The organism is Actinomyces massiliensis 4401292 (assembly GCF_000269805.1).
Lineage (GTDB): Bacteria > Actinomycetota > Actinomycetes > Actinomycetales > Actinomycetaceae > Actinomyces > Actinomyces massiliensis.
Map to the genome: position 1 here is coordinate 612,416 of NZ_JH711481.1, position 11,884 is coordinate 624,299.

The 11,884-nt window shown below is 68.3% G+C and carries 10 protein-coding genes; all 10 read left to right on the forward strand.

Annotated features, from left to right (window positions below; all coding sequences use genetic code 11):
- Positions 1–27 precede the first annotated feature (27 nt).
- The 10 genes from allB to W5W_RS0102675 all read left to right on the forward strand — a co-directional run bounded on the left by allB (position 28) and on the right by W5W_RS0102675 (position 11,820).
- Complete coding sequence (gene allB, locus W5W_RS0102630) at positions 28–1,401, forward strand: allantoinase AllB (protein ID WP_017194232.1); 1,374 nt, start codon at positions 28–30, stop codon at positions 1,399–1,401.
- 133 nt (positions 1,402–1,534) lie between these two features.
- Positions 1,535–2,530: an aspartate/ornithine carbamoyltransferase family protein gene (locus W5W_RS0102635; RefSeq protein WP_008730698.1), complete on the forward strand. Its 996-nt coding sequence runs from the start codon at positions 1,535–1,537 to the stop codon at positions 2,528–2,530.
- Positions 2,531–2,595: 65 nt separating this feature from the next.
- Positions 2,596–3,006: a DUF3830 family protein gene (locus tag W5W_RS0102640; protein WP_008730699.1), complete on the forward strand. Its 411-nt coding sequence runs from the start codon at positions 2,596–2,598 to the stop codon at positions 3,004–3,006.
- A 77-nt stretch (positions 3,007–3,083) separates the two neighbouring features.
- On the forward strand, positions 3,084–3,905 hold the full coding sequence (locus W5W_RS0102645; protein ID WP_008730705.1) for a transketolase: 822 nt from the start codon (positions 3,084–3,086) through the stop codon (positions 3,903–3,905).
- A complete protein-coding gene (locus W5W_RS0102650) occupies positions 3,902–4,852 on the forward strand; it encodes a transketolase family protein (RefSeq protein WP_017194233.1) in 951 nt (316 codons plus the stop codon). The genes W5W_RS0102645 and W5W_RS0102650 overlap by 4 nt, the downstream gene beginning before the upstream one ends.
- A gap of 82 nt (positions 4,853–4,934) precedes the next feature.
- Positions 4,935–5,855, forward strand: a complete 921-nt coding sequence (locus tag W5W_RS0102655) for a sugar phosphate isomerase/epimerase family protein (protein ID WP_017194234.1) — start codon at positions 4,935–4,937, stop codon at positions 5,853–5,855.
- Positions 5,856–5,897: 42 nt separating this feature from the next.
- Positions 5,898–6,836: an NAD(P)-dependent oxidoreductase gene (locus W5W_RS0102660; protein ID WP_008730697.1), complete on the forward strand. Its 939-nt coding sequence runs from the start codon at positions 5,898–5,900 to the stop codon at positions 6,834–6,836.
- Entirely contained in the window at positions 6,833–8,608 is a 1,776-nt protein-coding gene (gene gcl, locus W5W_RS0102665; RefSeq protein WP_008730714.1) for a glyoxylate carboligase, read from the forward strand. Before W5W_RS0102660 ends, gcl begins: the two co-directional genes overlap by 4 nt.
- Before the next feature lie 346 nt (positions 8,609–8,954).
- Positions 8,955–10,478 carry an NCS1 family nucleobase:cation symporter-1 gene (locus tag W5W_RS0102670; protein ID WP_017194235.1) on the forward strand — a complete coding sequence of 508 codons (1,524 nt, stop codon included), beginning with the start codon at positions 8,955–8,957 and terminating at the stop codon, positions 10,476–10,478.
- A 511-nt stretch (positions 10,479–10,989) separates the two neighbouring features.
- A complete protein-coding gene (locus tag W5W_RS0102675; RefSeq protein ID WP_017194236.1) occupies positions 10,990–11,820 on the forward strand; it encodes a MerR family transcriptional regulator in 831 nt (276 codons plus the stop codon).
- Positions 11,821–11,884: the final 64 nt, after the last annotated feature.

Genomic DNA, 11,884 nt, shown 5'->3' on the forward strand with positions numbered 1-11,884 from the left:
CCGGACATACGTGAGGAGAACCGAACCATGACTGCTACTACCCGAACCACCTCAACCAGTCGAACCGACCAGCCCATCCATCAGCTCGTCATCCGCGCCAAGCGCGCGGTCTTCCCCGACGGGATCCGACCGGCCGTCGTCGTCGTCGATGACGAGCGCATCACCGCCCTGCTCGAGGACGGCGCCGCCGTGGAGGCCCGGGAGGAGATCGTCGTGCCCGACGACCAGGTCCTCATGCCGGGGCTCGTCGATTCCCACGTGCACGTCAACGAGCCCGGCCGCACGCCCTGGGAGGGCTACGAGAGCGCCACCCGGGCGGGCCTGGCCGGAGGCATCACCACCATCCTCGACATGCCGCTGAACTCGAGCCCGCCCACGACGACGGTCGACAACCTCGATGCCAAGGAGGAGGCCGCCCAGGGCAAGCTCTCGGTCGACGTCGGCTTCTGGGGCGGCGCCGTCCCGGGCAACATCGACCAGATGGCGCCCCTGTGGGACAAGGGCGTCTTCGGGTTCAAGTGCTTCACCGCGCACTCGGGCATCGACGAGTACGGCTACCTCGGCTACGAGGGCGTCAAGGAGGTCCTCGCCAAGCTCGCCGAGCTCGACGCCGTCCTCATCGTCCACGCCGAGGACTCCCGCATCCTGGCTGAGGCGCCCCAGGACATCACCGACCAGTACGCCACCTTCCTGGCCTCCCGGCCGCGTGCGGCTGAGAACACCGCCATCGAGCAGGTCCTCGCCGCCGCGCGAGAGACCGGCGCCCGGGTGCACATCCTCCACCTGTCCTCCGCCGAGGCCCTGCCCGCCATCCGCGCCGCCAAGCAGGAGGGCGTCAAGGTCACCGTCGAGACCTGTCCGCACTACCTCACCTTCGCCTCCGAGCTCATCCCCGACGGCGCCACCGAGTACAAGTGCTGCCCGCCGCTGCGCGAGAACGACAACCGCAAGGCCCTGTGGGAGGGACTCAAGGACGGCACCATCGACCACATCGCCTCCGACCACTCGCCGTGCACCGTGGACCTCAAGGTCAAGGACACCGGCGACTTCGGCAAGGCATGGGGAGGCGTCGCCTCGGTTCAGCTCGGGCTGCCGGCGGTGTGGACCGCAGGCGAGGAGTTCGGCATCGAGCTGAGCGACATCGCCCGGTGGCTCGCGGCCAACCCCTGCGCGAGCTTCCGCGTCCCCGGCAAGGGCTCCATCGCCGTCGGGAACGACGCCGACTTCGCCGTGGTCGCCCCCGAGGAGACCTTCGTCGTCGATGTCGAGGACCTGGAGCACAAGAACAAGATCTCCCCCTACCAGGGGCGCACCCTGCGCGGCGTCGTCAAGCGGACCGTGCTGCGGGGCCGGACCGTTGACCGGGACTCCAAGGCCGGCCGCATCGTCCGCCGTCCCTGAACCGGGGCGCGGCACCCAGTGCACCCAGTGCGCTCAGTGAGCTCAGCAATTTCAGCGAGCTCAGCAGTCTCGTTGGGCTCAGCGATCAACCAACTTCACACATCACCCCACCATCTCGAAGGAGAGACAACCTATGTCCGAGTACATGCGTTCGATGAAGGGCCTGGTCGACGCCGTCGACCACGTCGGCAAGGACTTCATCTCGATCACCGACATGAGCACCGACCAGCTCTACTCGCTGTTCGAGCTCGGCAAGAACCTGGAGCTGTTCAACCGCTCGAAGATCGACCTGCTCAGCGACAAGATGCTGGCGCTCATGTTCTTCCAGCCCTCGACCCGCACCCGCATGAGCTTCCAGACCGCCATGGAGCGCCTGGGCGGCCACGTCATCGTCGAGGCCAACCCCAAGGTCACCTCCTCGGTGGCCAAGGAGGAGAGCATCGAGGACACGATGCGCTGCATCTCGCAGTACGCCAACCTCATGGTCATCCGCCACTACGACGCCGATGAGGCGCGCCGCGGCGCGGAGGCCGCCGAGTGCCCGGTCATCAACGGCGGTTGGGGTCACTGGGAGCACCCGACCCAGGCCCTGCTCGACCTGTACACCATGTGGCGCCGCTTCGGCCGTATCGAGGGACTCAACGTCGCCGTCGTCTCGCCGGACATGATCGAGGCCCGCACGGGTCACTCGATGGCCGCCGGCCTGGCCCGCTTCGGCGCCAACGTCACCATCTGCTCCGACTCCGACCGCCGCACCCCCGCCGACGTCCGCGAGCGGATCCTCTCCCACGGCAACGTCAACCTCAAGGAGGAGTTCGACTTCGAGCAGGACACCTTCAACGAGTTCATCCGCACTCAGGACCTCATTTACCTGCCCGGCTGCTCCGCCCCCGCCGGCGCCAAGGCCGACGAGTTCAAGACCCTCATGGACCGCTACCTCGTGCGCTACGAGACCCTCGAGGAGGAGGCCGCCAAGGGCCACCAGATCTACGTGACGCACACTCTGCCGCGTCGCGCCGGCGAGATGGACCTGCGGATCGACAACACCCCGCACCAGCTCTACTTCCGGGCCATCCTCCAGTCCGTCTCCATCCGCATGGCCCTGGTCACCGCGATCCTCGGCCTGTGACAGGCGCGCGACAACCGCGACTCGTTATCGAACATCTGAACCCCATCTGAGAAAGGACCTGCACCATGCTTGAGATCAAGGCCGGCGGCTTCACCTTCCTGGCCCGTTACGAGGAGGAGGCGGCCCCCAAGACCGTGGCCGCCTTCCGGGAGAAGCTTCTGCCGCTCGACTCCAAGATCATCCACGTCCGCTGGTCCGGCCAGGCCGGCTGGATCCCCATGGGCGACCTCGACCTGGGCATCGCCCCGGAGAACGGCACCTGCTACCCGCACCCCGGCGAGCTCGTGATCTACCCCGGCGGCGTCTCCGAGACCGAGCTGCTCATGGCCTACGGTTACGTCAACTTCGCCTCGAAGGCCGGTCAGCTCGCGGGCAACCACTTCGCCACCGTCGTCGAGGGCGCTGAGAACCTCTACACCCTCGGTGAGAAGTTCCTGTGGGACGGCGCGCAGGAGATCACCTTCCGCGAGGTCTGAAGCACCACAAGCCAGCACCGCGTCCCGTCCGGCGGGACGGCCCCCGGGCGGGACGCGGGGCTCCAAAGGAGGAAACCATGCTCAATGACCAGGAGCTCACCGAGCTCAAGGACGTTGCGCGTCAGTGCCGGCGCGACATCGTCCGGATGACCCACAAGGCCGGCAGCGGTCACCCGGGAGGCTCGCTCTCGGCCATTGACGCGCTCGTCGTCCTCTACCTTCGGCACATGCGCGTGCGTCCCCAGGAACCGCTGTGGCACGAGCGCGACATGTTCTTCCTGTCCAAGGGGCACTGCACCCCCGCCTACTACGCGGTCATGGCCGCGCGCGGCTACTTCCCCCGCGAGGAGCTACTCACCTTCAGGGCCCTGGGCACCCGGCTCCAGGGCCACCCGTCCAACACCCACCTGCCCGGGGTCGACTCCTCGTCCGGATCGCTGGGCCAGGGCCTGTCGGTGGCCAACGGGGCCGCGCTCGCGGCCCGCTACGAGGGCCTGGACTCGCGCTACTACGTCATGATCGGCGACGGCGAGAGCCAGGAGGGCCAGATCTGGGAGGCGGCCATGACGGCGGCCGCCCAGGGCCTCGACAACGTCTGCGCCATCGTCGACGTCAACGGCATCCAGCTCGACGGAACCGTCGAGTCCGTCAAGTCGCTGGGGGACCTGCCGGCCAAGTGGCGCGCCTTCGGCTGGAACGTCATCGACATCGACGGACACGACCTGCGCGCCGTGGACGACGCGCTCACCGAGGCCGCCCGCACCAAGGGCGTCCCCACCACGATCATCTCCCGCACCGTCAAGGGCAAGGGCGTGTCCTTCATGGAGAACACCGCCAAGTACCACGGGCTCGCCCCCACGGACGAGGAGCTCACCACTGCTCTGGAGGAACTGCGATGACCCAGCATCTCGAGTCCCGAGAGCCCCGCGACGGCTACGCCGAGGGGCTGGTGGAGATCGGCGCCGAGCACGACGACGTCTTCGTGCTCGACGGCGACTGCGCCAAGGCCAACTACACCACCCGCTTCCAGGAGAAGTTCCCGGACCGGTTCTTCAACCTCGGCATCGCCGAGTGCGACATCGTGGGTACCGCGGCTGGCATGGCCGCCATGGGGAAGGTGCCCTTCGCCAACGCCTACGGCAACTTCCTGACCGGCCGCGGCTTCGATCAGGTGCGCGTCTCGGTGGCCTACTCCGGGCGCAACGCCAAGATCGTCGGGCACAACGCCGGCACCACCGCCGCTCAGGAGGGTGCGACCCACCTGCCGCTGGAGGACGTCGCCATCATGCGCGCCCTGCCCGAGATGACCGTCATCGTGCCGTGCGACGCCGTCGAGATGCGCAAGGCCGTTCACGCCGTCCACGCCCTGGACGGGCCCGTGTACCTGCGCGTCGGCAAGCTGCCCGTCCCCGTTGTCACCGATGAGGACACGCCCTTCGAGATCGGCAAGGCGGTCCAGCTGCGCGAGGGCGACGACGTCACCCTGCTCACGACGGGCTCCATGGCCTCCGAGACGCTCGGCGCGGCCGACCTGCTGGCAGCCGAGGGCATCAAGGCGGAGGTCCTCCACCTGCACACCATCAAGCCCCTGGACGCCGAGGCGGTCATCGCCTCGGTGACCAAGACCGGCTGCGCCGTCACCGCCGAGGAGCATTCCGTGGTGGGCGGCCTGGGCTCGGCCGTCGCGGAGGTCCTGAGCGAGCACCTGCCCGCCCCCCTGGAGCGGGTCGGCACCAAGGACACCTTCGGACTGTCCGGAACCATGGACGAGCTCTTCGACTACTTCGGTCTGCGCGCCGCCAACATCGCTCAGGCGGCCCGCGCCGCTGTGGAGCGTCGCAGCTGACCGTTCGGCATCGCCCGGGCAAACCGCTGCTCGTGCCCATCACTCGCAATTCATCAGGCGTACGACTATCAGGAGAGACAGCATGAAAGACTCACTGCACGACTACATGAAGGTCGGGATCGTCCATTTCATGGCCTACCCCTTCGCCCTGAGCGGGGAGGAGCCGGTCGCGGACTCGATCGCCGAGATCGTCGAGGACGACTTCTTCGACGCCATTGAGGTCACCCGCATCAACGACGACGCCGAGCGCCGGCGCGTGGCCGACATCCTGACCACTGCCGGCGCCACCGTCGGCTTCGGCGGCCAGCCCTACATCCTCAAGGGAAAGCTCAACCTCAATTCGCCCGATGAGGAGGAGCGCGCGCATGCCATCGACATCCTCAAGGGCGGCATCGACCAGGCCTACGAGCTGGGCGCGGGCAAGTTCGGCTTCCTCTCCGGTCCCAAGCCGCCTGCGGACCAGCGGGATCAGGCTCTTGAGCTCCTGGCCGACTCGATCGTCCAGCTCGGCCGCTACGCCCGCTCCAAGGGGGACCTCGTCCTGTCCCTGGAGACCTTCGACGACTCCACCGACAAGAAGGCCTTCATCGGCACCAACCGTCTGGCGTGCGAGCTCGCCTACGAGGTGCGCAAGGCCATTCCGAACTTCGGGCTCATGGTCGACCTGTCCCACCTGCCGATGCAGGGCGAGAACTCGCGCCAGGCGCTGAGCGTGACCAAGGAGTTCATCAACCACGCCCACATCGGCAACTGCGTCATCGGCGACCCGAGTCACCCCGACTACGGCGACCTCCACCCGTACTTCGGCCACCCCGAGGGCGAGAACAACGTCCCCCAGGTGCGCGAGTTCCTGCGGTGCCTGCTGGACATCGGCTACCTGCGCCCCGACGCCCCCGAGCGCAACATCGTGGCCTTCGAGGTGCAGCCGCTGGGCGGCCAGCGCAGCCGCGCGGTCATCGCGGACGCCAAGCGCGTACTGCGAGAGGCCTGGCGGACGCTGTGACCCTGCGGGCGGGCGCGCGATAGGGCTGCGGAAGGAGCTGATATGAGCGTTGCGGAACGCGAGAACCGCGAGGCGCACAGCCGCGAGATCGCACTGGTCGGGCTCGGTGCGATGGGCCTGCCCATGGCCCTGAACCTCCTGGCCGCCGGTCATCGGGTCACCAGCAGGTCCGGCGACGCGGGCAGAACAGCCCGATTCGCGCAGGCCGGCGGAGTGGTCGGCGCCTCCTGGGCGGAGGTCCTGGAGGGCGCCGACGTCGTCATCACCGTCCTGCCCGACGGCGGCGTCGTTCGGGACCTGATCGATCGGCCCGACGGAGTGGCGCAGCACGTGCCCTCCGGCGCGCTCATGATCGACATGAGCACCACCTCGCCGCAGGACGCCCGGGCCGTCGGGGCACGGTGCGCCGAGCTGGGGATCGACTTCATCGACGCCCCCGTCTCCGGCGGCGTGACCGGGGCCGAGGCGGGGACGCTGTCGATCATGGTCGGGGGCCGGGAGGCCGACCTGGAGCGGGCCCGGCCGGTGCTGGAGGCCATGGGCGCCTCGATCACGCATGTCGGTCCGCTCGGCTCCGGGCAGGTCGCCAAGGCGGCCAACCAGCTGCTGGTCGGCTCCACCCTGACCGCCCTGGGCGAGGCCGTCCTGCTCCTGGAGCGCTCGGGGGTGGACCCCGCCGTCGCCCTTGAGGCGCTCGCCGGTGGCCTGGCCGGATCGCGGATCCTGGAGGCCAAGGGCGCCAAGGTCATCGACCGCGAGTTCTCGCCGACCTTCACCACGCGACTCCACGCCAAGGACATGGCCATCGTCCGGGCCGCCGCCCAGGACGCCGGATGCGTCCTGCCCGTGGCGGATCGGGTCAACGAAGTATTCGCCGTCGCCATCGCTAACGGCCTGAACGAGCAGGACCACTCCGCCGTGGTCCGCGTCGCGGAGCTGCTCAGCGGCACACACCCCACCGATTGGAGCAAAGAACCATGACAGTCATGAGAGCAGTAGACGCCATCGTCCTCATTCTGGAGAAAGAGGGCGCCACCCAGGCCTTCGGCGTCCCGGGCGCCGCCATCAACCCCCTGTACTCCGCGATGAAGAACCACGGAGGCATCAAGCACGTGCTCGCGCGGCACGTCGAGGGCGCCTCCCATATGGCGGAGGGCTACAGCCGCACCGGTGCCGGGAACATCGGCGTGTGCCTGGGCACCTCGGGCCCTGGCGGGACCGACATGGTCACCGGCCTGTACTCCGCCTGGGCGGACTCCATCCCGATCCTGTGCATCACCGGCCAGGCGACCGTGCCGATGCTGAACAAGGAGGAGTTCCAGGGCGTCGACATCGCCTCCGTAGCCGCTCCCGTGACGAAGATGGCCGAGACCGTCCTCGAGCCCGCCCAGATCCCCGGCACCTTCGCCAAGGCCTTCCAGCTCATGCGCTCCGGACGCCGCGGCCCGGTCCTCATCGACCTGCCCTTCGACGTCCAGGTCGCCCAGATCGATTTCGACATCGACTGCTACGAGCCGCTTCCCGTCGCGGTCCCCACGATGTCCCGCACCCAGGCCGAGCGCATCCTGGACATGCTGGACGCCGCCGAGCACCCGCTGCTCATCGCCGGCGGCGGCGTCATCAACGCCGACGCCGCCGGGGACCTCGTCGCTCTGGCCGAGTACCTGGATGTGCCGGTCATCTCCACCCTCATGGGCTGGGGCTCCATCCCCGACGACCACCGGCTCGCCCAGGGCATGGTCGGCATCCAGACCTCGCAGCGCTACGCCAATGCCACCTTCCTCGAGTCGGATCTGGTCATCGGCATCGGCAACCGCTGGGCCGCCCGTCACACCGGGAACCTGGACGTGTACCGCAAGGGACGCCGGTTCGTCCACGTCGATATCGAGCCCACTCAGATCGGACGCGTCTTCGCCCCCGACCTGGGCTCCGTCTCCGACGCCGGCGCCGCACTGCGAGTGCTGCTGGAGGCCGCCGAGGAGCGCTACTCCGGCCCCCTGGAGAGGTACGGCTCCTGGGTCGAGGCGTGCAACGAGCGCAAGGGCACCCTGCTGCGCAAGACCCACTTCGACAACGTGCCGCTCAAGCCCCAGCGCGTCTACGAGGAGATGTGCCGGGCCTTCGGGCCGGAGACCCGCTACGTCACCACCATCGGCCTGTCGCAGATCGCGGCGGCGCAGATGCTGCACGTCTTCCAGCCGCGACACTGGGTCAATGCGGGGCAGGCCGGTCCGCTCGGGTGGACCATCCCCGCCGCGATCGGCGCGTGCGTGGCCGATCCGGACACTCCTGTGGTGGCGCTCTCGGGGGACTACGACTTCCAGTTCCTCATCGAGGAGCTGGCGGTGGCCGCGCACTTCCGAGTCCCCTACGTCCACGTCGTCGTCAACAACGCCTACCTGGGACTGATCCGCCAGTCCCAGAGGAACTTCGACATGGACTACCAGGTCCAGCTCTCCTTCGAGAACATCAATGCTCCTGAGACCGACGGCTACGGCGTGGACCACGTCAGCGTCGTCAAGGGCCTGGGGTGCCATGCCATCCGCGTGCGCACTCCCGAGGAGCTCGGAGATGCGTTGGCGCGGGCGCGCGAGCTCGCCGAGCGCGACCGCGTGCCGGTCGTCGTCGAGGCCGTCCTCGAGCGCGTCACCAACATCTCCATGGGCGGTGCGATCGACGCCGTCACCGAGTTCGAGGAGATCGCTGAAGATCCCGCCGCCGATGCTCCGACGGCGGTCGGGCTCCCCGCTTGAGCAGGACGAGCGCCGCTGCTGCCGGCAAGCCGGCTCGACGTCGCTCAATCGCTCAACGTCGCTCGACAGGGCCATACGCCCCCCGGTCCCGCTGATACGAGGACCCATCAGCGGGACCGGGTGGTACCGGCGGCCTTCACCGATTGCCCACCGGTGAGGGCCGCCGGGGCGGGGACGCCCGCCGACTGCCGGTGAGGTCCGCCCTCGCCGATCGCGCGCCCCGGATAAGGGGCGCCCCGCGTCGTCACGGTACGGGCCGGTGACGACAGCCGACTGCTGCGACGGCGGTGGATCGCGCCTTCCGCAAGGCCCGCGCTACCTGACAATGGTGTGAGGAGATAAAGCTATGAAAGCACTGGACGTCGACCACGACGAATTGCGCCGTGGCGACACCGAGGGACGTCTTTTCAACGACGACCTGGCCCCGGCGCGTGCGGACGACCGCAGCTGGAACAGCTACTCGCTGTTCTCCCTGTGGATGAACGACGCGCACAACGCCTCGAACTACACCTTCGCGGCCGCCCTGTTCATCGGTACGGGGACGCTCATGGGCATGACGCCGCTCGCGATCGTCATCGGCGTGCTCGTCGCCACGGTGATCATCTTCGCGGCGTGTTGCGTATCTGGGCAGATGGGATATGAGACCGGCGCTCCGTACCCGGTCATCAGCAGGGTGACGTGGGGCGTGTGGGGCGCGAACTTCCCGGCGATCGTCAGGGGGATCGTCGCCATCGCCTGGTACGGCATTCAGACCTACCTGGCCTCCATCTCCCTGGAACTGCTCATGATGCGAGTGTTCCCGGCCATGCAGACGTGGGACGCCTCGTTCGTCGGGCTCCGACTCTCCGGCTGGCTGGCGTTCCTGATCCTGTCGGCCATTCAGCTGATCATCGTGTGGCGCGGAATGGAGGCGGTCCGGCACTTCCAGGGAGCCGCCGGCCCGACCATCTGGGTCATCATGATCGGCCTGGGCCTGTGGATGCTCTCCCAGGCGGGCTGGCAGTTCCACTGGACGGTCAACGCCGACGGCGTGGTGCCGCCCATGGGGACGCAGGTTCACCAGGTGCTGGTCACCGTGGGCCTGACGGTCGGCACACTGGCGACCCTCATGCTCAACTTCTCCGACTTCGCCCGCTACGCGCCGAGCTCGCGCTCCATGGTCATGGGCAACCTGCTCGGCCTGCCGCTGAACTGGACCGCCTTCGCCATGACGTCGGTCCTCTGCTCGGCCGCGGCGATCGAGGTCTACGGCGTCGCCATCCACGATCCGGGCGAATTGCTGGCCCTGGTCGACAACGACATCGTCTTCTACGCGGTGAGCATCGGATTCATTGTGGCCACGATCGGGGTGAACATCGTCGCCAACTTCGTCTCCGCGGCGTTCGACCTGTCCAATGTCAATCCCAAGCGGGTCTCCTTCCGCGTGGGCGGGATCGTCGCCGTCATCGCCTCCATTGTCGTTACGCCGTGGAACCTCTACGGCAGCCCGACGGCCATCACCTATTTCCTGGGCTCACTGGGGGCGCTCCTCGGACCCTTCTTCGGGATTCTCGTCATCGACTACTTCTACTTCAAGCGCGCGCGCATCGACCTGCGCGACCTGTACTCCCCGGCGCGCGAGGGGCGGTACTACTACCAGCGCGGAATCAATATGAATGCGCTCATTGCCTTCATTCCGGCGGCGATCATCGCCCTGTGCATCGCACTGATCCCGCTGCCGCTGTTCCAGACGCTGGCTCCGTTCTCCTGGTTCATCGCGGCTCCGCTCGGGTCGCTGTGCTACTGGGCGGTCATGCGCGTGCGCGGGGTCGAGGAGCGACTGGTGCCCGTGCCCGCGGACGGGACGGATGAAGCAGAGGAGGCTGCGTAGCGACGAACCAGTGAATGTGAACTGATCTCGACGGACATCAGTGGAGATCAGCGGAGATCTGCGGAAAGCAGTGGTGTGACTGCGGCCCGCGGGCCGGGCTCCCCCGGCCCGCGGGCCTCCGTCATCAAGGGGCTCATCGTCCGGGTTCCCATCCCCGGAGGAGCACTCCTTCTTCGCCAGAGCGACCGGGCCGGGCTCCCTAAGACCCGACTCCGTCTCGGCAGCGATCCGGTCATCGGGTTCCCCAACCCTCGCGGCCCGCTCCGTCCGGCGGCTGCGCCCATGTAACCCGCCTCGCCTGGAAGCTCACCCCCATGTCTGCTGACAAGTTCCTGTGAGCGCGCGATCGTCCGGGCGATGGCGCATGATGCGCGCCGGAATGCGCCGGAGACGGATGGACAGGAGCCGACGAGTTGGTGCGGGGCGCGTGAGAGCTCTTGGCCGGGCCGGCCGTGATCGCCTTGACCCTCGCGCTGCGTGAGGGCCCAGGCTCGAGTTCGTGAGAGATGCTGTGCTCATGGAAACCGCGAACACCGCGCCGCGCCGGAGCGAGGATTCCGGTGAGTTGACGGTCGGGCAGGTCGCCGGGCTCGTCGGGGTCAGCGTGCGCACCCTGCACCACTGGGACGAGATCGGTCTGGTGGTGCCCTCGGCGCGCTCGTGGGCCGGCTACCGGCTCTACGGGCCCGACGACGTCGCCCGGATCCACCGAGTTCTCGTCTACCGGGAGACCGGGATGCCGTTGGCCGAGGTGGCCCGGGTCCTGGACGACCCCGACGTCGATGCCACCGCACATCTGGCTCGCCAGCGCGACCTGCTCCAAGCACGCATCGCTCACCTGACCCGGATGCTCCGGGCGGTCGACACGATGATGGAGAGGAACAGCATGGGAGAGAACCTGACCCCGCAGCAGCAGGCCGAGATCTTGGGCGCCGAGTGGGACCCCGCGTGGCAGGAGGAGGCCGAGGAGCGCTGGGGCGACAGTGACGAATGGGCGCAGGCGGCCGCCCGCAAGGCCGCCATGACCCGGCAGGACTGGGCGCGCGTCGCTGAGGAGACGGAAGCTCTCGAGACCGACCTGGCGAACGCCATGCGCGAGGGCGTGGTCCCCGGCAGCGAGCGGGCCAACGCCCTGGCCGAGCGCCACCGCGCCAGCATCGACCGGTGGTTCGACACGACCTACGCCAAGCAGGTCCTCATCGCCCGCGGTTATGTTGCCAATTCGCGCTTCACTGCCTACTACGACAAGCGCGAGTCGGGTCTGGCCGCCTGGATCAAGGAGATCATCGACGCCAATGCCGCCGCCCACGGGGTGGACCCGGCCAACGCCGTCTGGCAGTGATCCGGTGTTGATTCTGGGCTGATCCAGCGCTGATCGTGCGCTGATCCTGGGCCGGCCTCCGGCG